The sequence below is a fragment of the Microbacterium sp. NPDC079176 genome (assembly GCF_040686675.1).
In the GTDB taxonomy this organism is placed as follows: Bacteria; Actinomycetota; Actinomycetes; order Actinomycetales; family Microbacteriaceae; genus Microbacterium.
On sequence record NZ_JBFBLM010000002.1, the window covers coordinates 524,089 to 545,777 of the forward strand.

Annotated in this window: 22 protein-coding genes; all 22 read left to right on the top strand. The window is 68.8% G+C overall.

Translation table 11 applies throughout. The features are described 5' to 3' along the window. The first annotated feature begins 13 nt into the window (after positions 1 to 13). On the top strand, positions 14 to 1,591 hold the full coding sequence (locus tag AB0P11_RS06625; protein WP_187249660.1) for a Rieske 2Fe-2S domain-containing protein: 1,578 nt from the start codon (positions 14 to 16) through the stop codon (positions 1,589 to 1,591). Between the two features lie 52 nt (positions 1,592 to 1,643). Further along, positions 1,644 to 2,177, top strand: a complete 534-nt coding sequence (locus AB0P11_RS06630; RefSeq protein WP_150115069.1) for a hypothetical protein — start codon at positions 1,644 to 1,646, stop codon at positions 2,175 to 2,177. A 68-nt stretch (positions 2,178 to 2,245) separates the two neighbouring features. Continuing rightward, positions 2,246 to 2,776 (top strand): bifunctional pyr operon transcriptional regulator/uracil phosphoribosyltransferase PyrR, encoded by a 531-nt coding sequence (pyrR, locus tag AB0P11_RS06635; RefSeq protein ID WP_363520682.1) that lies wholly within the window; start codon positions 2,246 to 2,248, stop codon positions 2,774 to 2,776. Next, on the top strand, positions 2,773 to 3,738 hold the full coding sequence (locus tag AB0P11_RS06640) for an aspartate carbamoyltransferase catalytic subunit (RefSeq protein WP_053096128.1): 966 nt from the start codon (positions 2,773 to 2,775) through the stop codon (positions 3,736 to 3,738). The genes pyrR and AB0P11_RS06640 overlap by 4 nt, the downstream gene beginning before the upstream one ends. Further along, complete coding sequence (locus AB0P11_RS06645) at positions 3,735 to 5,039, top strand: dihydroorotase (RefSeq protein WP_363520686.1); 1,305 nt, start codon at positions 3,735 to 3,737, stop codon at positions 5,037 to 5,039. Before AB0P11_RS06640 ends, AB0P11_RS06645 begins: the two co-directional genes overlap by 4 nt. Further along, positions 5,036 to 5,563 (top strand): hypothetical protein, encoded by a 528-nt coding sequence (locus AB0P11_RS06650; protein WP_320488322.1) that lies wholly within the window; start codon positions 5,036 to 5,038, stop codon positions 5,561 to 5,563. Before AB0P11_RS06645 ends, AB0P11_RS06650 begins: the two co-directional genes overlap by 4 nt. Then, the gene (gene carA, locus AB0P11_RS06655; protein WP_053096121.1) at positions 5,560 to 6,705 is read left to right on the top strand and encodes a glutamine-hydrolyzing carbamoyl-phosphate synthase small subunit; all 1,146 of its coding nucleotides are present in this window, start codon (positions 5,560 to 5,562) and stop codon (positions 6,703 to 6,705) included. Before AB0P11_RS06650 ends, carA begins: the two co-directional genes overlap by 4 nt. Next, positions 6,705 to 9,992 (top strand): carbamoyl-phosphate synthase large subunit, encoded by a 3,288-nt coding sequence (gene carB / locus AB0P11_RS06660; protein WP_053096119.1) that lies wholly within the window; start codon positions 6,705 to 6,707, stop codon positions 9,990 to 9,992. The genes carA and carB overlap by 1 nt, the downstream gene beginning before the upstream one ends. Continuing rightward, positions 9,989 to 10,834: an orotidine-5'-phosphate decarboxylase gene (gene pyrF, locus AB0P11_RS06665; RefSeq protein WP_053096118.1), complete on the top strand. Its 846-nt coding sequence runs from the start codon at positions 9,989 to 9,991 to the stop codon at positions 10,832 to 10,834. The genes carB and pyrF overlap by 4 nt, the downstream gene beginning before the upstream one ends. Then, positions 10,827 to 11,735, top strand: coding sequence for a guanylate kinase (gene gmk, locus AB0P11_RS06670; protein ID WP_187249657.1), 909 nt, complete (start codon positions 10,827 to 10,829; stop codon positions 11,733 to 11,735). Before pyrF ends, gmk begins: the two co-directional genes overlap by 8 nt. Before the next feature lie 65 nt (positions 11,736 to 11,800). Next, positions 11,801 to 12,058, top strand: a complete 258-nt coding sequence (gene rpoZ, locus AB0P11_RS06675) for a DNA-directed RNA polymerase subunit omega (RefSeq protein ID WP_042536631.1) — start codon at positions 11,801 to 11,803, stop codon at positions 12,056 to 12,058. A 93-nt stretch (positions 12,059 to 12,151) separates the two neighbouring features. Next, on the top strand, positions 12,152 to 13,345 hold the full coding sequence (gene metK / locus AB0P11_RS06680; protein ID WP_053096114.1) for a methionine adenosyltransferase: 1,194 nt from the start codon (positions 12,152 to 12,154) through the stop codon (positions 13,343 to 13,345). A 7-nt stretch (positions 13,346 to 13,352) separates the two neighbouring features. After that, positions 13,353 to 15,335, top strand: a complete 1,983-nt coding sequence (locus AB0P11_RS06685) for a primosomal protein N' (RefSeq protein WP_363520692.1) — start codon at positions 13,353 to 13,355, stop codon at positions 15,333 to 15,335. A 66-nt stretch (positions 15,336 to 15,401) separates the two neighbouring features. Next, complete coding sequence (gene fmt, locus AB0P11_RS06690) at positions 15,402 to 16,322, top strand: methionyl-tRNA formyltransferase (protein WP_363520694.1); 921 nt, start codon at positions 15,402 to 15,404, stop codon at positions 16,320 to 16,322. After that, complete coding sequence (locus tag AB0P11_RS06695) at positions 16,319 to 17,866, top strand: transcription antitermination factor NusB (protein ID WP_363520697.1); 1,548 nt, start codon at positions 16,319 to 16,321, stop codon at positions 17,864 to 17,866. Before fmt ends, AB0P11_RS06695 begins: the two co-directional genes overlap by 4 nt. 3 nt (positions 17,867 to 17,869) lie before the next feature. After that, positions 17,870 to 18,550 carry a ribulose-phosphate 3-epimerase gene (gene rpe / locus AB0P11_RS06700; RefSeq protein WP_053096108.1) on the top strand — a complete coding sequence of 227 codons (681 nt, stop codon included), beginning with the start codon at positions 17,870 to 17,872 and terminating at the stop codon, positions 18,548 to 18,550. After that, a complete protein-coding gene (locus AB0P11_RS06705; protein ID WP_017202142.1) occupies positions 18,547 to 18,810 on the top strand; it encodes a phosphoribosyl-ATP diphosphatase in 264 nt (87 codons plus the stop codon). The genes rpe and AB0P11_RS06705 overlap by 4 nt, the downstream gene beginning before the upstream one ends. 38 nt (positions 18,811 to 18,848) lie before the next feature. Next, positions 18,849 to 19,691, top strand: a complete 843-nt coding sequence (gene hisG / locus AB0P11_RS06710; RefSeq protein WP_053096106.1) for an ATP phosphoribosyltransferase — start codon at positions 18,849 to 18,851, stop codon at positions 19,689 to 19,691. Then, positions 19,691 to 20,452, top strand: coding sequence for an imidazole glycerol phosphate synthase subunit HisF (gene hisF / locus AB0P11_RS06715; RefSeq protein WP_363520702.1), 762 nt, complete (start codon positions 19,691 to 19,693; stop codon positions 20,450 to 20,452). Before hisG ends, hisF begins: the two co-directional genes overlap by 1 nt. Beyond that, the gene (hisI, locus tag AB0P11_RS06720) at positions 20,449 to 20,808 is read left to right on the top strand and encodes a phosphoribosyl-AMP cyclohydrolase (protein ID WP_056278765.1); all 360 of its coding nucleotides are present in this window, start codon (positions 20,449 to 20,451) and stop codon (positions 20,806 to 20,808) included. Before hisF ends, hisI begins: the two co-directional genes overlap by 4 nt. After that, positions 20,805 to 21,395, top strand: a complete 591-nt coding sequence (locus tag AB0P11_RS06725; protein ID WP_363520704.1) for a Trp biosynthesis-associated membrane protein — start codon at positions 20,805 to 20,807, stop codon at positions 21,393 to 21,395. Before hisI ends, AB0P11_RS06725 begins: the two co-directional genes overlap by 4 nt. Before the next feature lie 48 nt (positions 21,396 to 21,443). Continuing rightward, positions 21,444 to 21,689, top strand: coding sequence for an HGxxPAAW family protein (locus tag AB0P11_RS06730; RefSeq protein WP_053096098.1), 246 nt, complete (start codon positions 21,444 to 21,446; stop codon positions 21,687 to 21,689).

Genomic DNA, 21,689 nt, shown 5'->3' on the forward strand with positions numbered 1-21,689 from the left:
TCAGGAGGAATGCATGCGGATCACGGGACTCGGCCACGCCGGGATGTTCATCGAGACGGTCGGCGGGAACATCATCTGCGACCCGGTTCTCGGGCCCTCGTTCTTCGGCTCGTGGTTCCCGTTCCCCGACAACCGCGGGCTCGACTGGGAGCGTTTCGGACGCGAAGCGGACTTCCTGTACATCTCGCACCGGCACCGCGACCACTTCGATCCCCGGCTCCTCGAGCGCTACATCCGCAAGGACATCGAGGTGCTGCTACCCGAGTACCCGATCGATGACCTCGAGCAGGACATCAGGGCGCTGGGCTACACGAACATCACCTACGCCCCGGCCGGTGAGATCATCGAGCGCGGCGATCTGAAGATCATGATCACTCCGCTGCGCGCTCCGAGCGACGGACCCATCGGAGACTCGTCGCTGAGCGTCGACGACGGCACCGGCTCGGTGCTCAACCAGAACGACTCGCACCCTCTCGATCTCGACACGTTGCTGCACTTCGGCAAGCCCGACGCGTACTTCACGCAGGTCTCGGGTGCGATCTGGTGGCCCATGGTCTATGACCTGCCGCTGGATGCGAAGCAGAACTTCGCGAAGCTCAAGCGCGACGCGCAGAACAAGCGGGCGATGTACTACATCGACAAGGTGGACGCGCCTCACGTCTTCCCGATGGCCGGTCCGCCGATGTTCCTGCGCGACGAGCTCTTCGATTTCAACGGCGTCGGGCGCAACGGCGAATCGATCTTCACCGACCAGAAGCAGTTCCTGGCCCACATGAAGGAGCTCTCGCCCCAGTACGACGGACATCTGTTCGTGCCGGGCACGGTGGTCACCGTCGAGAGCGGCTCCGTGTCCACCGAGCAGTCGCTCTACACCGAGGCCGAGCTCGCCCACATCTTCGACGAGAAGTGGGACTACCTCGAGGAGCAGCGCGCCTCCCGACAGCGGGAGATCCGTGACGAGGAGGCGTCGCGCGCCGAGGTCATGCCCGCCGCCGAGATGCTCGAGGAGCTGAAGACCTGGTGGGAGCCGCTGCTGAAGAAGTCGCGCACGATCCGACTCGGAGTCGGGGGATGCGTGCGCTTCAGGATCGGCGACCTCGACATGGTCGTGGACTTCCCCCGCGCGAAGGTTCGCGAGTACGCGGGCGAGGAGTGCATCTACTGGTACACGATCCCCGCTGACCTCGTCTCGACGAACATCCGCGACCACGAGATCGACTGGTCGAACTCGATCTTCCTCTCGATGCAGTTCGAGGTGGGGCGCAGCGGAAAGTTCAACGAGTTCCTCACGACGTTCCTCAAGTGCCTCTCGGTCGATCGCATCGAGTACGTCGAGAACTGGTATCAGGAGCAGACGGACCAGACCGAGGATGCCGAGATCGGCGACTGGGTCGTGCAGCGTCGCTGCCCCCACCTGCGCGCCGACCTGACCAAGACCGGAAAGGTCGACGACGACGGCATCCTGACCTGCAGCATGCACGACTGGAAGTGGGACCTCAACACAGGCCGCTGCCTGTCGACGAGCGGCCACCCGATCCGCTCCACGAAGATCGACGAGGTCACCGACGCAGTGCTTCGCGAGGCCAGCTGACGTGGTTCGTTCCTCGCACCCGCACGGATCGGGGCGCGACGCTCGAACGCCGATGCCGATGTTCACGGGGCCTCTCCGCGGGGCTCGATGGATCACCCGCTCCACGCCGGAACGGCTGATCCGGGTGGCCGTGGAATTCCTCGAGGACGCCGGTTTCGAGCAACGGCATGATGGCTTCGACGAGAAGCTGAGAGGCCGCGGATCCGAGTGGACGGCCGTCGCGCTGGAGATCGGGGACGAGGAGAAGTCGAAGAGGCGCGCACTGCTCGGGCTCGTGATCGACGAACTCCCGTTCCCCGTCCCCCGGGCGTTCCAGCGTGTGCTGTCGCCGACGCTGGTCGTCGTCGCGTCCCGTCCCGTCGGACCCCTCGTGTCGGAGCTGATCGTCTTTCCCCACACCTCGCGTCGCGGTGCGCCGCCCTACTCGAGAGCCGCGGCTCCTCGCGTGCGCGACGCCCTCGAGCAGATCACCGCGGCAGCGGGCCTGGAAGGCGCGATGCTCTCGCACGAATCGCTCGCCGGAGTCCCGGATGACGGTTCCCCCGTCTCGCAGGCGGTCGTCCGAGAGGTCCTGGGCTGGCACTGACGCACGCTAGACTGGTGCCATCAAGCAACCTTTAACACCGTCCTGTGAGGCGGAGAAGGGAGCGGCCGATGTCTGCACGAACCGTGCTGCACGAAGCCGATATCTCGCGGGCTCTCACCCGTATCGCGCACGAGATCCTCGAATCCAATCGAGGGGCTGAGAACCTCGTACTGCTGGGCATTCCGACCCGCGGCGTCACTCTCGCCCACCGCCTGTCCGCAGCGATCGGCGCCATCGCGCAGACCACCGTTCCGGTGGGGGCTTTGGACGTCACCCTCTTCCGTGACGACCTCGCCTCGCAGCCGACGCGTTCTCCGCGGCCCACGGACATCCCTGCCGGCGGGATCGACGGCAGGACCGTCGTCCTCGTCGACGACGTGCTGTTCTCCGGCCGCAGCATCCGCGCCGCACTCGACGCGCTGCAGTCGATCGGTCGCCCGTCGGTCGTCCGCCTCGCGATCCTCGTCGATCGCGGCCACCGGGAACTCCCGATCCGCCCCGATTTCGTCGGCAAGAACATCCCGTCGTCTCGCCAGGAGCGCGTCAACGTCCGGCTGACCGAGCACGACGGCACCGAAGAGGTGACGATCGAAGCATGAGACACCTGCTGGATACCCGCACCCTCGACCGAGAGTCGGCTCTGCGCATCCTCGATGTCGCCGAAGACATGTCCGACACCCAGTCGCGCGAGGTCAAGAAGCTTCCGACCCTTCGCGGCAAGACGGTCGTGAATCTGTTCTTCGAGGACTCGACCCGCACCCGCATCTCCTTCGAAGCCGCTGCGAAGCGCCTCTCAGCCGATGTGATCAACTTCGCAGCCAAGGGCTCGAGCGTGTCGAAGGGCGAGAGCCTCAAGGACACCGCCCAGACGCTGCAGGCGATGGGAGCGGATGCGGTCGTCATCCGCCATCCCGCCTCCGGCGCCCCGCAGACCCTCGCGACCAGCGGGTGGATCTCCGCCGGAGTCGTGAACGCCGGCGACGGCACGCACGAGCATCCGACCCAGGCTCTCCTCGACGCGTTCACGATCCGCAAACGGCGCTTCGGCGCCGACAGCCGCGGTCGTGATCTCGCCGGCATCCGGGTCGTGATCGTCGGCGACGTGCTCCACTCCCGCGTCGCACGGTCGAACGTCTGGCTGCTCGCCACGCTCGGCGCCGAGGTCACCCTGGTCGCGCCGCCCACCCTGGTGCCGCAGAACGTCTCGCTCTGGCCTGCGAAGGTCGTCTACGACCTCGATCAGGCTCTGGCGGACGGTCCGGACGCCGTGATGATGCTCCGCATCCAGCTCGAACGGATGAGCGCTGCATATTTCCCCACTGAGCGGGAGTATTCCAGGCGATGGGGTCTGGACGCACTGCGTGTGGCCGGCCTTCCGGACGGTAGCATTGTGATGCACCCCGGACCCATGAACCGAGGGTTGGAGATATCCTCCGAAGCCGCAGATTCCCCGCGCTCGACAGTGCTGGAACAGGTGACGAACGGGGTGTCCATCCGCATGGCGGTGCTGTACCTGCTCCTTGCAGGAGAACGAGACGACGAACGAGGGGGAGACCAGTGAGCGAGACCCTCGTCATCACCGGAGCACAGCTTCTCGGTGCCGAGCGCGCCGACATCATCGTGGAGAACGGGCAGATCTCCGAGATCGGCACCGGACTGAGCCGCTCCGGTGCGCGAGTCATCGACGCCGACGGCCTGGTGGCCCTTCCCGGACTCGTCGACCTGCACACCCACCTCCGGGAGCCGGGCTACGAAGCCTCCGAGACGATCCTCACCGGGACCCGTGCTGCGGCGGCAGGCGGGTTCACGGCGGTGTTCGCGATGCCGAACACCTCGCCGGTCGCGGACACGGCCGGTGTGGTCGAGCAGGAGCTCGCCCTGGGCGAGGCCGCCGGGTACGCGACCGTGCAGCCCATCGGCGCCGTCACCGTGGGGCAGAAGGGCGAGCGCCTCGCCGAACTCGGTGCGATGGCCACCTCGCGCGCCCAGGTGCGCGTCTTCAGCGACGACGGCTTCTGCGTCTTCGATCCGCTGATCATGCGGCGCGCACTCGAGTATGTGAAGTCGTTCGACGGAGTCATCGCGCAGCACGCTCAGGATCCACGCCTCACCGAGGGTGCCCAGATGAACGAGGGCACCGTGTCGGCCGAGCTCGGACTCGCCGGATGGCCCGCGGTCGCGGAGGAGTCGATCATCGCTCGCGATGTGCTCCTCGCGGAGCATGTCGGATCCCGACTGCACGTGTGCCACCTGTCGACCGCAGGCTCTGTCGACATCATCCGCTGGGCGAAGAAGCGGGGGATCAACGTCACGGCCGAGGTCACCCCGCACCACCTCCTGCTCAGCGATGAACTGGTGCGCGGCTACGACGCCCGCTACAAGGTCAACCCGCCGCTGCGCCGTGAGGAAGACGTCATGGCGGTGCGCGAGGGCCTCGCCGACGGCACCATCGACATCGTGGCGACCGATCACGCCCCGCACCCGAGCGAGCACAAGTCGTGCGAGTGGCAGGCCGCAGCCAACGGCATGGTCGGACTCGAGAGCGCCCTGCGCGTCGTGCACCAGTCGATGGTGCAGACCGGCCTGATCGGCTGGGAGGACGTCGCCCGGGTGATGAGTGCGGCCCCCGCGCGGATCGGACGTCTGTCCGATCATGGGCTGCCCCTGCAGGCCGGTGCTGCTGCGCAGATCACCCTCTACGACCCGTCCGCCGCCGGCGTCTTCACCGAATCCGACCTGCACGGTCGGAGCGTGAACTCGCCGTACCTCGGTCGCGACCTCCCCGGCCGCGTCGAGTTCACGATCCACCGCGGGCTGCTGACGGTCGACGGCGGATCCGTGGTCGAGGAGCTGAACGCATGAGCACGCGCGACATCGCCATCGCGATCACGATTGCCGTGGCGGCACTCGTCCTGGTCGCCATGTTCACGGCGTGGCGCCGACGACTCCGACGCGACTCGGGTCTGGCGGCTCCCCTGGGCGTGCCGGAGCATGCGGAGGTCCTCGACCGTCACGAGGTGCTCTACGTCTCGACGACGAAGCACGATCAGCCGCTGGAGCGCCTCGCCATCCGGCCGCTCGCCTATCGCGCCAGGGGAGAGGCTGCGGTCACCGATCGCGGACTCGCACTCTGCCTCGACGGTGCGCCGACCGTCTTCCTCGCCTCTGCACGACTCGCGAGCGTCGACCGCGCCACGGTGACGATCGACCGCGTCGTCGAACCGGGTGGACTCGTCCGCGTCGCCTGGAATGCGGACGACGACACGATCGTCGACTCGTATCTGCGGGTCACCGACGGCGATCCCCAGAACTTCATCTCAGAACTGCAGCGCCTCGTCCCCGCCACGGACGACACCGCCGCCCCCGACACAGGAGCAACGTCATGACAGCCCTCCCCGAACCCGCCGTCCTCGTCCTCGAAGACGGGACCCGCCACGTCGGCCGTGCATACGGCGCGCTGGGCACCACCTTCGGCGAGGTCGTCTTCTCGACCGGCATGTCCGGATACCAGGAGACGCTCACCGACCCGTCGTACGCGGGCCAGATCGTCCTGCAGACGGCCCCGCACATCGGCAACACCGGCATGAACGACGAGGACCCTGAGTCCCGTCGCATATGGGTCGCCGGCTACATCGTGCGCGACCCCTCACGAGTCGTCTCGAACTGGCGTGCGACCGCTTCGCTGGACGAGATCCTCGAGCGGGACGGCATCGTCGGCATCAGCGGCATCGACACCCGATCGATCACGCGGCACATCCGCTCTGCCGGGTCTATGCGCGGCGGCGTCTTCTCGGGCGAGGCCGCGCAGATCGACGCCGACGAGCAGCTGCGCCTCGTGCGCGAGGCGCCTCAGATGGCCGGCCAGAACCTCTCGGCGCAGGTCTCGGTCGACGTCGCCACGGTCACGACGGCGATGGGGGAGCGGGTCGGCAATCTCGCCGTCCTCGACCTCGGCGTCAAGCAGGCCACGATCGACAACCTGGCGGCCCGTGGCTTCGAGGTGCACGTCCTGCCTCAGAACGTCACGATCGATGACATCCGTGCGATCGATCCCGTCGCCGTCTTCTACTCGAACGGCCCTGGCGACCCCGCAGCCTCCGGGGACCATGTCGAGCTGCTGCGCTCGGTGCTCGACGACGGGCTGCCCTTCTTCGGCATCTGCTTCGGCAACCAGCTGCTCGGCAGGGCGCTGGGTCTCGGCACCTACAAGCTGCCGTTCGGGCACCGCGGCATCAACCAGCCCGTACTCGACAAGTCCACCGGACGCGTCGAGATCACCGCGCACAACCACGGGTTCGCCGTGGAGGCGCCGCTGGAGGGCTCGTTCGACAGCCCCCACGGCTACGGCAAGGTCGAGGTCAGTCACATCGGCCTGAACGACAACGTGGTCGAGGGCCTCCGCGCTCTCGACATCCCGGCGTTCTCGGTGCAGTACCACCCGGAGGCTGCGGCCGGACCGCACGACGCCAACTATCTCTTCGACCGGTTCCGTGACATGGTCATCGCCAGCAAGAAGGACACCAAGTAATGCCCAAGCGCGACGACATCAACTCCGTTCTCGTCATCGGCTCCGGCCCGATCGTCATCGGTCAGGCGTGCGAGTTCGACTACTCCGGCACCCAGGCCTGCCGCGTCCTGCGCGAGGAGGGCGTGAGGGTCATCCTGGTCAACTCCAACCCGGCGACGATCATGACCGACCCCGACTTCGCCGACGCGACGTACATCGAGCCGATCACCTGGCAGGTCATCGAGACGATCATCGCGAAGGAGCGTCCCGACGCGATCCTGCCGACCCTCGGCGGGCAGACGGCCCTGAACGCCGCGATCGAGCTGCACAACCACGGCATCCTCGAGAAGTACGACGTCGAGCTGATCGGTGCGAGCTTCGAAGCCATCAACAAGGGCGAGGACCGCCAGATCTTCAAGCAGCTCGTCCTCGATGCCGGCGCCGACGTCGCCCGCAGCATCATCGCGCACACCATGGACGACCTGCTTGAGGGAGCGGCCGAGCTGGGCTACCCGCTCGTCGTGCGCCCCTCGTTCACGATGGGCGGTCTCGGGTCCGGCTTCGCCTACGACGAGGCGGATCTGCGTCGCATCGGCGGTGCCGGTCTGCGCGACTCTCCGACCACGGAGGTCCTCCTGGAGGAGTCGATCCTCGGCTGGAAGGAGTACGAGCTCGAGCTCATGCGCGACACCGCCGACAACACGGTGGTCGTCTGCTCGATCGAGAACGTCGACCCCGTCGGCGTGCACACGGGCGACTCGATCACCGTGGCTCCCGCTCTGACGCTCACGGACCGCGAATACCAGAAGCTCCGCGACATCGGCATCGACATCATCCGCGCGGTGGGCGTCGACACCGGCGGCTGCAACATCCAGTTCGCCATCGACCCGAGCAACGGGCGCATCATCGTCATCGAGATGAACCCTCGCGTCTCGCGCTCGAGCGCCCTGGCCTCCAAGGCCACGGGGTTCCCGATCGCGAAGCTCGCCGCGAAGCTGGCGCTCGGCTACCGTCTCGATGAGATCCCGAACGACATCACGGGCGTCACCCCCGCGAGCTTCGAGCCCACGCTCGACTATGTCGTCGTCAAGGTGCCGCGGTTCGCGTTCGAGAAGTTCCCGGCCGCTGACGCGACGCTGACGACCACCATGAAGTCGGTCGGCGAGGCGATGGCGATCGGCCGCAACTACGCGACCGCGCTGCAGAAGGCGCTGCGCTCGCTCGAGAAGCGCGGTTCCAGCTTCCACTGGGGCGCGGAGAGCCGTTCCGTCGACGAGCTGCTCGAGATCTCGAAGGTCCCGACGGACGGTCGGATCGTCACCCTCCAGCAGGCGCTGCGCAAGGGCGCGACGGTCGAGCAGGCGTTCGAGGCCACGGCGATCGATCCCTGGTTCATCGACCAGATCGTCCTGATCAACGAGGTCGCCGAGATCGTGCGCACGGCACCGGAGCTCGACGCGGCCACGCTGCGCTACGCCAAGGAGCACGGCTTCTCCGACGCGCAGATCGCGGAGCTCCGCGGCGAGAAGGAAGCGGAGATCCGCGGCGTGCGCCACGGACTCGGCATCCGTCCGGTGTTCAAGACCGTCGACACCTGCGCCGGCGAGTTCCCGGCTCTCACGCCTTACCACTACTCGAGCTACGACTTCGAGACCGAGGTCACACCGTCCGATCGCACCAAGGTCGTGATCATCGGATCGGGTCCGAACCGCATCGGTCAGGGCGTCGAGTTCGACTACTCGTGCGTGCACGCGTCGTTCGCCCTCTCGGATGCCGGCTTCGAGACCATCATGGTCAACTGCAACCCCGAGACGGTGTCCACCGACTACGACACGTCCGACCGGCTCTACTTCGAGCCGCTCACGCTGGAGGACGTGCTGGAGGTGCTCGACGCGGAAGCCGCGAGCGGCACCATCCTCGGAGTCGTCTGCCAGCTCGGCGGCCAGACGCCGCTGGGGCTCGCAAAGGGCATCGAGGCAGCCGGCTACCAGGTGCTCGGCACCAGCCCGGAGGCCATCGACATCGCCGAGGAGCGCGAGCTGTTCTCGCAGCTGCTCGACACGGCAGGCCTCATCGCCCCGCGCCACGGCACCGCTGTGGACGCGGACGGCGCGGTGGCCGTCGCCGAGGAGATCGGATACCCGGTGCTCGTGCGTCCGAGCTTCGTGCTCGGCGGACGCGGCATGGAGATCGTCTACAGCTCCGAGTCGCTGCGCGAGTACTTCGTGCGCACGGCGGGCGAGGTCATCATCGAGGAGGGCAAGCCCCTGCTCGTCGATCGCTTCCTCGATGACGCGATCGAGCTCGATGTCGACGCCCTCTACGACGGCACCGAACTGTTCATCGGCGGCGTGATGGAGCACCTCGAAGAGGCCGGCATCCACTCGGGCGACTCGAGCTGCACGCTTCCGCCCGTCTCGCTCGGCCGCACCGACATCGACCGGGTGCGCGAGGCGACACTCGCGATCGCGAAGGGCGTGGGCGTCCGTGGCCTGCTCAACGTGCAGTTCGCGATCAGCGCCGGCGTCCTCTACGTGATCGAGGCGAACCCGCGCGCGAGCCGCACCGTGCCCTTCGTCTCGAAGGCGCTGGGCATCCCGATGGCCAAGGCCGCGAGCCGTGTGATGGTGGGGTCGACGATCGCGGAGCTCCGCGCCGAGGGCATGCTGCCCGAGCAGGACGGCTCGCGAGTGCCCCTCGACGCCCCCGTCTCGGTCAAGGAGGCCGTGCTTCCGTTCAAGCGGTTCCGTACGGCCGACGGCAAGACCGTCGACTCGATCCTCGGCCCGGAGATGCGCTCGACCGGCGAGGTCATGGGCATCGACCGCGACTTCCCGACCGCGTTCGCCAAGAGCCAGGCGGCCGCGTACGGCGGAATGCCGACCTCCGGCACGGTGTTCATCTCGGTCGCGGACTCCGACAAGCGCGCCGTGATCCTGCCGGCGCATCGCCTGCAGCAGCTGGGGTTCACGATCGTGGCCACCGAGGGCACTGCCGAGATCCTCTCGCGCAACGGCATCGCGGTGACGGTGGTCGAGAAGTACAGCGAGACCCAGGAGTCCGGCGCGACGAACATCGTCGACCTCATCAACGACGGCTCGATCGACATCGTCGTGAACACCCCGTCCGGGGGCGCGGCGCGTGCAGACGGCTATGAGATCCGCGCGGCGGCTGTCGCGGCCGACAAGGCGCTGTTCACCACGATGGCGGTGCTCGGCGCCGCCGTGAGCGGTATGGACGCAGCGCACGAGGGCTTCCAGGTGAAGAGCCTGCAGGAGTACGCCCTCGACCGGAAGGCCGCAGTGTGAGCGCACGCTTCGGCGAACGGGTCCGTGTCGCCCTCGCGGCGCACGGCCCGCTGTGCGTGGGCATCGACCCGCACGCCGCCCTGCTCGGATCCTGGGGCCTCGGCGACGACGCCTCGGGCGTCCGGGAGTTCGGGCTGCGCACGGTCGAGGCCGCGGCGGGCCGTGCCGCGATCGTGAAGCCTCAGGTGTCGTTCTTCGAGCGCTTCGGATCCGCAGGATTCGCGGCGCTCGAAGAGGTCATCGCGGCTGCGAGGGACGCCGGCCTCCTCGTGATCGCGGATGCCAAGCGCGGCGACATCGGGTCGACCATGGACGCCTACGCGGCTGCCTGGCTCACCCCGGGGTCTCCGCTCGAGGCCGACGCCCTCACCGTGAACCCGTTCCTGGGTGTCGGCGCGCTCGACGGCGCCTTCGCCCTCGCCGATCAGCACGACAAGGGTCTGTTCGTGCTGGCTGCCACGAGCAACCCCGAAGCCGAGGTGCTGCAGCGCTCGATCTCCGAGACCGGCCGTGCCGTCTCGGCTGACATCGTCTCGGTCGTCTCGGCGCGCAACACCGAGCACACGCCCGCAGGGGAGTGGGGGAGCTTCGGCTTCGTCATCGGCGCGACCGTGGACTGGACGGATGCCGGCATCGCCGCCTTCGCACCGGTGGCACCCATCCTCGCTCCGGGATTCGGCACGCAGGGTGCGACGCCGTCAGACCTGCACCGCCGGTTCGGTTCGATGAGCGCCGCCGTCATCGCGAGCGAGAGCCGCAGCATCCTCTCGGCCGGACCCGCCGGTCTCGCCGCCGCCATCGACGCCCGCGTCGCAGAGTACAGGGAGGCCGGCCGTGGCTGAGTCCCGTCCCGTCCCCGAGGTCGACCGCGCTGCCGCCGCACGCAAGGCGGTCGAACGACGCCGCGCCCGCGCATCGCTCAAGCGCGATCTGACCACGCGTGTCGTCACACCGCAGGCCGTGCTCGAGCGGGCGACCGCAGACCCGGACTCGGTCGAGGGGTCCATGCGCATCACGGACTTCCTGCTCGCTCTCCCCGCGATCGGCGCGGGCAAGCGCGACCGCATCCTGGCAGAGCTGCACATCTCGCCGGTCAAGCGACTGGGAGGGCTCGGCGTCCGCCAGCGGGTGGCGCTCTCGCAGTGGCTCGACGCGCGCTTCCCTCTGCTCGAGCCGCGTGGCGCACGAAGCCGTCTGCTCGTGCTCGCCGGGCCCACGGCAGTCGGCAAGGGCACCGTCGCCGCCCACATCCGTGAGCACAACCCCGAGATCCATCTGTCGGTCTCGGCGACGACGCGCGCACCGCGACCTGGCGAGATCGATGGCGTGCACTACTACTTCGTCGACGATGCGGAGTTCGACCGTCTGATCGCCGACGACGAACTCCTGGAGTACGCCGTCGTCCACAACAAGTCGCGCTACGGCACGCCGCGGGCTCCGATCGACGCCGCTCTCGCTGCAGGCAAGACCGTGCTACTCGAGATCGACCTGCAGGGCGCGCGCCAGGTGCGCAAGGCGGAGCCTGCTGCCACGCTCATCTTCCTGCTGCCTCCGACCTGGGACGAACTCGTCCAGCGGCTGGTCGGACGAGGCACGGAGGGCGCGGAGGAACGCGCTCGCAGACTGCGCACCGCGAAGGTCGAATTGGCGGCGCAGAACGAGTTCGACCACCTCATCGTGAACGAGGACGTCGCCGCTGCGGCCGCGGAGGTCGTAGAATTGTCTTCGAGCTCTGCGCGCTGAGCGTCTTCGCGCGCCCGCATCACCGTCTTCGCGACGATCCCGTCGCCTGATCAGGAGGTCCCACCATGGCCGGACACCACACCAACGGAATCATCGATCCCCCCATCGACAACCTGCTCGACCGGGTCGACTCGAAGTACGAGCTCGTGATCTACGCCGCCAAGCGCGCCCGTCAGATCAACGACTACTACTCCGACCTCCACGAGGGCAACCTGTTCGACAACGTCGGGCCGCTCGTCGACTCGTCCGTCGAGGACAAGCCGCTGACCATCGCTCTGCACGAGATCAACGAGGACAAGCTCCGCCTCCGTCACGCCGAGTGACGTCCGATGACCGCACCGCCGACTGATGTCGGCGGTGCGGTCCATCATGGGAGCCACCCCCTTCCTGCTGTCCGATTCCGTTCTGGAGCCCTGATGAGCGCGCTGCGTCTGTTCACGTCCGAGTCCGTCACCGAGGGGCACCCCGACAAGATCTGCGACCAGATCTCGGACAGCATCCTCGACGGACTCATCGCGAAAGACCCCGGCTCGCGGGTGGCCGTCGAGACGCTGGTGACCACCGGTCTCGTCCACGTCGCCGGCGAGATCCGCACCGAGGCGTACGTCGACATCCCGACGATCGTCCGCCAGGTGGTCAACGGCATCGGCTACACCTCGAGCGAGACCGGCTTCGACGGAGACTCCTGCGGTGTGAGCATCTCGGTGGGAGAGCAGTCGACCGACATCGCCCACGGCGTCGACAACGCTCAGGAGCACCGCGACGGCGGCTCCATCGATCCTCTCGACGGCCTCGGCGCTGGCGACCAGGGCATCATGTTCGGCTTCGCGACGAACGAGACCCCGCAGCTCATGCCCATGGCTGCGTGGACCGCGCATCGCATCGCGGAGCGGCTCAGCGAGGTCCGACGATCGGGTGCGCTGCCGTTCCTGCGCCCGGACGGCAAGACCCAGGTCACTCTCGGATATGAGGGCTTCACCCCCAAGACCGTGGATGCCGTCGTGCTGTCGACCCAGCACCACCCCGACATCTCGCAGGACGACCTCAAGGCTCAGGTGCGCGAGCACGTGATCGATCCGATCCTGGCCTCCACGGGGCTCGATCTCGGCGACCTCACGTACTACATCAACCCCGCCGGTCCGTTCGTGACGGGCGGCCCCAAGGGCGATGCCGGACTCACCGGACGCAAGATCATCATCGACACCTACGGCGGAGCGGCGCGACATGGTGGCGGTGCCTTCAGCGGCAAGGATCCGTCGAAGGTCGACCGCTCCGGCGCCTATGCCACGCGCTGGGTGGCCAAGAACGCGGTCGCCGCAGGACTCGCCGACCGTCTCGAGGTCCAGGTCGCCTACGCGATCGGGGTCGCTCGTCCGGTCGGTCTCTACGTCGAGACATTCGGCACGGGCAAGGTGTCCGACGAGGTGATCACGCGCGCCATCGACGAGGTCTTCGATCTGCGTCCCCAGGCGATCATCGAGCAGCTCGACCTCCTGCGCCCGATCTACGCGCAGACCGCCGCCTACGGGCACTTCGGACGGGAGCTGCCGGAGTTCACGTGGGAGCGCACCGATCGCGCGGAAGAGCTGCGGCGCGCTGCAGGACTCTGAGGGCCGCATGCCTGATGGCGTCCCTTCTCCTCTGACATCGCAGAGTCGGAGGATCGCTCGCGTGCTCTTGGACTCGCCGCTTCCACAATTGGATCGTCTCTTCGACTACGCCGTGCCTGCGGAGCTCGGAGACGTCCCTCTGGGCGTGCGCGTGCGTGTGCCCCTGCGTACCGCCGGTCGTGTCATCGACGGCTACGTCGTCGAACTCGACACCGAACACGATGGCGACAGGCCACTGTCCGAGGTCGACAGCGTCGTATCCCCTGTGGCGGTGCTTCCGGAGCGTCTCTACCGCCTCGCGCGCCGCGCCGCCGATCGCGCTGCGGGCTCCGCCTCCGACGTCCTGCGGCTCGTCATCCCGAAGCGCCAGGTGCGGGTGGAGAAGGCCTGGAGCGACGACTCCCCGGAGCTCGCCCCATCAGACGAAGCACTCTCGGCCGCATCCGAGCTGATCGCGTCCTACGACTCGCTCGCCGATGTGCTCGATGCGGGCGGCCGGGCCGCGGTCGAGGCGATCCCCGTGCGCCATCATGACGATCCCGGGTGGGCGGCGCTTCTCGCGTCCGCAGCGGCGCGGACGCTGGCAGCAGGCCGTTCGAGTGTTCTCGTCGTGCCTGACCACCGCGACCTCGATCAGCTGCTCGCCGCTCTCGGCTCGTATGTCCCTGACCAGGCCGTCGTGCGCTTCGACTCGCGCCAGACGAACCCCGATCGGTACCGCGCGTTCCTGCGCTCGCTCGAGGACGCGCCGTGCATCGTGGTGGGCAATCGTTCTGCGGTGTACGCGCCGGTTCGTGCGGGCGTCGTCGCTGTGTGGGACGACGGCGATCCTCTCCTCGGCGAGCCGCTCGCGCCGTACATCAACGCACGGGACGCTGCTCTCCTCCGTCAGGAGCAGGAGGGATCCGCACTGCTGTTCGTCGGCCACACCCGCACCACCGACGTCGAACGCCTCGTCGCCCACGGATGGCTGCAGGATGTCCGGGCCGCGCGTCGGGTGCTGCCGCGCGTGATCCTCAGCACACCCCAGGAGATGGATGCTCCGACTGCACAGCGGATGCCGTCGTCCGCGTTCCTCTCCGCGCGCAATGCCGCAGCCGAGGGACCGGTGCTGGTGCAGGTGTCTCGACCGGGGTTCGCCCCGTCGCTGGTCTGCGCCGAATGCCGGGCGCCTGCACGGTGCGCCCACTGCGGCGGACCGCTCGGAGCCAAGCACCGTGGTGCCGTGCCGGTGTGCGCCTGGTGCGGCAGGGGAGCCCGAGCGTGGGCGTGCCCGACGTGCTCGTCGACCAAGCTGCGCCTCGCGTCCTCGGGCAGCGAGCGGACGGCGGATGAGCTGGGCAAGGCGTTCCCCGGAATCCGGGTCATCGTGGCAGACAGCGCTCATCCGGTCGAGCGCGTCGCCGACAAGCCGGCCCTCGTCGTCGCGACACGGGGGGCCGAGCCGCTGGCGGAGGGCGGATACCGTGCCGTGGTCCTGCTCGACGGACCGAGGATGCTCCAGGCTCCCGACCTGCGGATCGGCGAGTCCTGTCTGCGCTGGTGGTCGAACGCGGCTGCACTCGCGGCTCCCGGTGCTCCCATCCATCTGGTCGGCGTCGACGGAGCGATCGCGCGAGCGCTTGCCACCTGGAGCCAGTCCGCCTATGCGAGGACCGAGCTCTCCGAACGTGCGCCGTTGCACATGCCGCCGGCTGCGAGGGTCGCGCTGGTCGAGGGGTCGACGGCATCCGTGGCGAGAGCGCTGGCGTCGCTGCAGGAGCTCGCTCTGCCCTCCGACGCGGTACTCGGCCCGGTGCCGATCGAGTCTGACGACTACCCGCCGCGTGTCAGGGCCCTGATCCGGTTCGACTACAGCGCGGGTACCAGGGTCGCCACCACGTTGCGGGCCGCGGTCGTCGCCGAAGCGGTCAGCAACCGGCGGGGCAAGGGCAAGTCGACTCGGAGCGCCCTCACGGTTCGACTCGATATCCTCGATCCGGAACTCTGAACGCGAAGAACCACCTCGCGCTCCGATCTCACCCGATCCACCCCCGCATCCCTCCGGAGCACCTTCATGCGTCTCGTCTTCGCCGGCACACCGTCGGCAGCCGTCCCCACACTCCGCCGCCTCGCGGCCGAGCACGACATCGCTGCGGTCGTCACCCGCCCGGACGCGCCGCTGGGCCGCAAGCGGGTGCTCACGCCGTCGCCTGTCGCTCACGCCGCCGACGAGCTCGGCCTGCCGGTCATCAAGGCGGCTCGCCTCGACGACGACGCGACGGCCGCCATCACCGCGCTCGGTGTCGAGCTCGGTGTGATCGTGGCGTACGGCGGACTCGTTCGCGAGCCGCTGCTCTCCGCACCGACGAAGGGCTGGATCAATCTGCATTTCTCGCTCCTCCCGCAGTGGCGCGGTGCCGCACCCGTGCAGCGCGCACTGATCAACGGCGATGCGCAGATGGGTGCCAGTGTGTTCCAGCTCGTTCCCGCGCTCGATGCCGGTGATGTCTTCGCGACGCGGGTCGTCGCGGTCGCTCCCGAGGCGACGGCGGATGCCGCACTCGACGCACTCGCTCTCGATGGCGCCGAACTGACGGCGGAAGTGGTCGCGGCCATCGCCGACGGCACTGCGCGCGCTGTGCCCCAGGAGGGGGAGGCGTCGCTGGCCCCGAAGCTGACTCTCGACGATGGTCTGCTCGATTGGACCCGCCCGCTCAGCGAGGTGTTCGCGCGGTTCCGTGGAGTCACCCCCGAACCGGGCGCCCACACGACCGTCGACGGGATCCGCCTCAAGGTGCTGGAGGCCACTCCCTCGGAAAGCGACGTCGCCCTCGCGCCGGGCGCGTTCACCGCGACCAAGTCCGCTCTCCTCATCGGAACGGCCTCGGCCCCGCTCGCGGTCACGCGTGTGCAGCCCTCGGGCAAGGGCGCGATGAGCGCGGTCGACTGGTGGCGCGGGCAGCGCGACACCGAGAACCTGCGAGCCGGCGCATGAGCGGGCGGCAGGACGACGGCGCACGTCGCGAGCCGCGTCGCGGCGAGTCCGGCCGCGGATCCCGTTCGGGACCGAGCACGCCGCGCGATCAGCGTCCACGTGACGGCCAGGCTCGGGGCGGGAAGCGCGACGGACAGTCCCGCGGCCCGCAGCGCACGGTGCAGCCTGCGCGGCGCGTGGCCTACGACGTGCTGCGGGCGGTGTCGGAATCGGATGCCTACGCGAACCTGATCCTTCCGGCCGCGATCGCGGACGCAGGACTCACTCCACCGGACGCCGCTCTCGCCACAGAACTCGCCTACGGCACACTGCGACGCCGCGGAACGTATGACGCGATCATCGCCGCGGCCGCCGACAGGCCTGTCGAGGAGATCGACGCCGGTGTGCTCGACGCGCTGAGACTCGCGACCCATCAGCTGCTCGCGACCCGCGTCGCGTCGCACGCGGCCGTCAACGAGTCGGTGAACATCGTCGCCGCCACCCAGGGCCGCGGTGCATCCAGCTTCGCGAACGCCGTGCTGAGGCGAATCTCCCGCGAGACGCCGGGGGAGTGGGAGCAGCGCATCGAGTCCTCCGCGCGGTCGGACGACGAGCGGCTGGCGCTGCGCTCCGCTCACCCCGTCTGGGTCATCCGTGCCCTGCGTCGCGCGTTGGCCGCTGAAGGTCGCGTCGAGGAGCTCGACGACCTCCTCGACGCCGACAACGCCTCGCCGGAGGTCACTCTCGTCGCTCTGCCCGGCCTCGCCGAGCCCGGGGAGCCACGTCGACCGTATGCGCCGACGGCCTACGGATCTCCGGGCGGCGACCCGCACCACGTGATCGCCTCCTCGGGCGGCACGGTGCGTGTGCAGGATGAAGGGTCGCAGCTCGTCGCACTGGCTCTCGCCGAAGCTGCTCCGATCCGTTCCGGCGAACGCTGGCTCGACCTGTGCGCAGGCCCCGGCGGCAAGACGGCGCTGCTCGCGGCGGTCGCGCGACAGCACGATGTGTCGCTGGAGGCGAACGAGGTGGTGCCCACCCGTGCGCGACTCGTCCGCAACGCCCTGCGCGCCGTGCCCGCCGATGTCGTGGTTCATGAAGAGGACGGCCGCACGTTCGGCACCTCCCACGCGGGCCAGTTCGATCGCATCCTCGTCGATGCGCCGTGCACGGGACTCGGGGCTCTGCGGCGGCGGCCCGAGGCGAGATGGCGCAAGACCCCCGGTGATGTCGCCGAGCTGGTGCCGCTGCAGGTCGAACTGCTCTCGGCGGCCCTCGACGCGCTGGCGCCCGGCGGCATCGTCGCGTACGCGACCTGCTCGCCGCATCTCGCCGAGACGACGGGCGTCGTCCAGGAGGTGCTCCGTGGCCGCACCGACATCACCGAGCTCGATGCGCGTGCGGTCCTCGAGGGTGTCGTGACCTCACCGATCGATCTCGGCAGCGACGGCACCGGGCGGGTCCAGCTGTGGCCGCACCGGCACGGGACCGATGCGATGTTCCTCGCGCTCCTCCGACGAGCCGACACCGATCAGCGCGACGCCAGCGCCGAGCAAGGAGACTAGAGAGTGGACCTGCCCCGCGCACCGCGCATCAACCCCAGCATCCTGGCCGCCGACTTCGTGAACATGCAGCGTGATCTCGCCAAGATCGCCACTGCCGACTTCGCGCATGTCGACGTCATGGACAACCACTTCGTCCCGAACCTCACGTTCGGGCCGCAGATGGTCGAGCGGATCCAGGCGACCAGCCCGATCCCGCTCGACGTGCACCTGATGATCACCGACCCCGAGCGGTGGGCTCCCGCGTATGCGGAGCTCGGTGCCGCGAGCGTCACGTTCCACCTCGAGGCCGCCGCCGATCCGATCTCGCTGGCCCGCACTCTGCGCAGCATCGGGGCGAGGGCCGGAGTGGCGATCAAGCCGGACACCCCCGCGGACGGTCTCTACAGCGTGCTCGAGGAGTTCGACCAGATCCTCGTGATGACCGTCGAACCAGGGTTCGGCGGGCAGGGATTCATGCCCGAGACGATGCCGAAGCTGCGCGCTCTCGCCGACGAGGCGAAGCGGCGAGGGTCGAACGTCTGGCTGCAGGTCGACGGCGGGATCTCCGATGCGACGATCGAGGCGGCGGCCGCCGCCGGCGCAGACACCTTCGTCGCAGGATCCGCGGTCTACGGCGCCGACGACGTCGAGGCGGCCGTCACCCGGCTCAGAGACCGCGCCAGAGCCGCTAGCCTGGAATCGTGAAGACTTTCGACGAGCTGTTCGCCGAGCTCAGCGTCAAGGCCGAGACCCGCCCCGAGGGATCAGGCACGGTTGCAGAGCTCGACGGCGGCGTGCACACGATCGGCAAGAAGATCGTCGAGGAGGCTGCCGAGGTCTGGATGGCGTCCGAGTACGAGTCCGACGAGGCCGCTGCAGAGGAGATCTCGCAGCTGCTCTACCACGTGCAGGTGATGATGCTCGCGAAGGGCCTGAGCCTGCAGGACGTCTACCGACATCTGTGAAGCGCTCCGCCCCACTCGCTTCGATCTGAAGGCATCCCATGCTGCGCATTGCTGTTCCCAATAAGGGCTCTCTCTCCGAGACGGCCGCCGACATGCTCGCGGAGGCCGGCTACGCCGGTCGCCGTGACCCCAAGACGCTCCACGTCGTCGACAGCGACAACGACGTCGAGTTCTTCTACCTCCGTCCGAAGGACATCGCGACGTACGTCGGCTCCGGCGCCATCGATGTCGGCATCACGGGTCGCGACCTGCTTCTCGACGCCCGCATGCCCGGCGCGCGCGAGATCGAGGCACTCGGCTTCGCCGGCTCGACCTTCCGCTTCGCCGCGCCCTCGGGGCGCTACACCGAGGTGTCCGAGCTCGACGGTCTGCGCATCGCGACGTCGTATCCGGGTCTCGTCGACGCGTTCCTCGATGAGCGCGGAATCGCGGTCGACCTCGTGCCGCTCGACGGTGCGGTGGAGTCCGCCGTGCGCCTCGGTGTGGCCGACGCCGTGGCTGACGTCGTCGAGACGGGCACGACACTGCGTCAAGCGGGGCTCGACGTCTTCGGTCCCGTGATCCTGCAGTCCGAGGCCGTGCTGATCGCCGGTCCGCAGGATGCCGAGGGATCCGAGACGCTTCTCCGCCGTCTCCGCGGCGTCATGGTGGCCCGCCGGTTCGTGATGATCGATTACGACCTGCCGCTCGCTCTGCTCGACGACGCCGTGAAGATCGCCGGCGGCATCGAGTCTCCCACCGTCTCGCCCCTGCGCGACCCCGAGTGGGTCGCGGTGCGGGTCATGGTGGCCCGCGCGCGGGTCAACCCCGTGATGGATGCGCTCTACGCTCTCGGTGCCCGAGCGATCCTCGTCACGGCGATCCACAACGCGAGGCTCTGATGGCGCTCGCGAGTCGCGTCATCCCCTGCCTCGACGTCGCCGCCGGCCGCGTCGTCAAGGGAGTCAACTTCGAGAACCTGCGCGACATGGGCGACCCGGTCGAGCTTGCCCGCCACTACGCGGCGCAGGGCGCCGATGAGATCACCTTCCTCGACGTGACCGCGACGGTCGATGCACGCGCGACGACCTACGACGTCGTCCAGCGCACCGCCGAGCAGGTGTTCGTGCCGCTGACGGTCGGCGGGGGAGTCCGCAGCGTCGACGACGTGTCACGCCTGCTGTCCGTCGGAGCCGACAAGGTCGGTGTGAACTCCGCTGCGATCGCGCGCCCCGAGCTGATCGGCGAGATCGCCGACCGCTTCGGGGCGCAGGTGCTCGTGCTGTCGCTCGATGTCAAGCGGGCCGACACGACCGCATCCGGCTTCGTGGTCACCACCCACGGCGGACGCACGCAGACCACCCTCGACGCACTCGACTGGGCGCGAGAGGCCGCTGAACGCGGCGCGGGCGAGCTGCTCGTCAACTCGATCGATGCCGACGGCACGCGAGAAGGCTTCGATCTCGAGCTGGTGAAGCTGATGCGCGAGGCAGCCTCGGTGCCCGTGATCGCGTCGGGCGGAGCAGGCAAGGCCGCAGACTTCGCTCCGGCGATCAAGGCCGGGGCGGATGCGGTTCTGGCAGCCAGCGTGTTCCACACCGGCGCGCTCACGGTCGGCGACGTGAAGGATGCACTGCGTGCGGAAGGAGTGCTCGTCCGATGAGCGACGTCGAAGAGCGCATCGCGCAGGTCGCCTTCAATGACGACGGTCTCGCACCGGTGATCGTGCAGCAGTGGGACACTGCAGAGGTCCTGATGCTCGCCTGGGTGGATGCCGAGGCGCTGCGACGTACCCTCACCACCGGACGTGCGGTCTACTGGTCTCGATCCCGCCGGGAGTACTGGCGCAAGGGCGACACCTCGGGCAACATCCAGGTGGTGCACGAGGCGCGGCTCGACTGCGACGGCGATGCGATCCTGCTGCGTGTCGACCAGACGGGACCGGCCTGTCACACGGGCACGCGTACCTGCTTCGACACGACCGACCTGCAGGCCGTCGAGGGGGGCTCCGCAGAATGACGCTCGCACGCAGAGGCCGGTCGATCGCCGTCTCGGGGTTCCTCCTCTCCGGTGCGATCGGCATCATCTCGTCGACGCAGACCTGGCTGACCGTCGCGCGCACCGATGCGGGAGAGGCGATCCTCGTGCCAGGGGCGTCCGCGCTGCCCTTGCTCGCGCCTCTCAGCCTCGCCGTGCTGGCGCTCGGCATCGCGCTCTCGATCGTCGGTCCCGTGCTCCGGCTGATCTTCGGCGTGCTCGCCACCGCTGCCGCGCTCTTCCTCGGGTGGACGACGCTCCAGTTGGTGCTGACCGAGCCGCTGGGCGCCGTCGGCCCCACCGTCACCGAGACGACCGGTCTCGCCGGGAGCTCGGCGATCACGGACGTGGTCGCCGGCATCGAGCTCTCCGCCTGGCCCGTCATGACGCTCATCGGCTGGGTCATCCTGCTCGCGGCATCCCTCGTCGTGCTCGTCACGTGGCGCCGCTGGAAGCGCGGCGGCCGCCGCTACCGCACCGATGCCGCACATGTGGACGCGACCGCCGGCCCCGTGGACGCGATCGATTCGTGGGACGACCTGTCTCGCGGAACCGACCCGACGCGATGACCCCGATAGACTTGACCCGAACCAGCACGTCGTCCCCCGGAGGAGACCATGACCAACCCGATCGCTGACCCCGGCCACGGACACTCGCCTGCCGCATGGACGGGCGTCATCATCATGCTCGCCGGCTTCACGATCGGCACGCTGGCGTTCTGCCTCGCCGAGTTCAGCCCCGTCTGGGTCGCCCTGATCTGGGTCGGCGCGGCCATCATCCCGATCGGCGCGCTCGTGGGCTGGCTGCTCGCGAGGGCCGGCTACGGCGTGAAGGGCCCCAAGTACTCGCCGAAGGCGCACTAA

Bases quoted from the DNA above. Each gene is read 5' to 3' on its own strand.
- fmt (WP_363520694.1), top strand. From the start codon at position 15,402: ATGCGTCTCGTCTTCGCCGGCACACCGTCGGCAGCCGTCCCCACACTC.
- AB0P11_RS06730 (WP_053096098.1), top strand. From the start codon at position 21,444: ATGACCAACCCGATCGCTGACCCCGGCCACGGACACTCGCCTGCCGCA.
- AB0P11_RS06630 (WP_150115069.1), top strand. From the start codon at position 1,644: ATGCCGATGTTCACGGGGCCTCTCCGCGGGGCTCGATGGATCACCCGC.
- AB0P11_RS06625 (WP_187249660.1), top strand. From the start codon at position 14: ATGCGGATCACGGGACTCGGCCACGCCGGGATGTTCATCGAGACGGTC.
- hisI (WP_056278765.1), top strand. From the start codon at position 20,449: ATGAGCGACGTCGAAGAGCGCATCGCGCAGGTCGCCTTCAATGACGAC.
- AB0P11_RS06640 (WP_053096128.1), top strand. From the start codon at position 2,773: ATGAGACACCTGCTGGATACCCGCACCCTCGACCGAGAGTCGGCTCTG.
- pyrR (WP_363520682.1), top strand. From the start codon at position 2,246: ATGTCTGCACGAACCGTGCTGCACGAAGCCGATATCTCGCGGGCTCTC.
- AB0P11_RS06685 (WP_363520692.1), top strand. From the start codon at position 13,353: ATGCCTGATGGCGTCCCTTCTCCTCTGACATCGCAGAGTCGGAGGATC.
- AB0P11_RS06695 (WP_363520697.1), top strand. From the start codon at position 16,319: ATGAGCGGGCGGCAGGACGACGGCGCACGTCGCGAGCCGCGTCGCGGC.
- carA (WP_053096121.1), top strand. From the start codon at position 5,560: ATGACAGCCCTCCCCGAACCCGCCGTCCTCGTCCTCGAAGACGGGACC.
- AB0P11_RS06725 (WP_363520704.1), top strand. From the start codon at position 20,805: ATGACGCTCGCACGCAGAGGCCGGTCGATCGCCGTCTCGGGGTTCCTC.
- hisG (WP_053096106.1), top strand. From the start codon at position 18,849: ATGCTGCGCATTGCTGTTCCCAATAAGGGCTCTCTCTCCGAGACGGCC.
- carB (WP_053096119.1), top strand. From the start codon at position 6,705: ATGCCCAAGCGCGACGACATCAACTCCGTTCTCGTCATCGGCTCCGGC.
- AB0P11_RS06650 (WP_320488322.1), top strand. From the start codon at position 5,036: ATGAGCACGCGCGACATCGCCATCGCGATCACGATTGCCGTGGCGGCA.
- rpoZ (WP_042536631.1), top strand. From the start codon at position 11,801: ATGGCCGGACACCACACCAACGGAATCATCGATCCCCCCATCGACAAC.
- hisF (WP_363520702.1), top strand. From the start codon at position 19,691: ATGGCGCTCGCGAGTCGCGTCATCCCCTGCCTCGACGTCGCCGCCGGC.
- metK (WP_053096114.1), top strand. From the start codon at position 12,152: ATGAGCGCGCTGCGTCTGTTCACGTCCGAGTCCGTCACCGAGGGGCAC.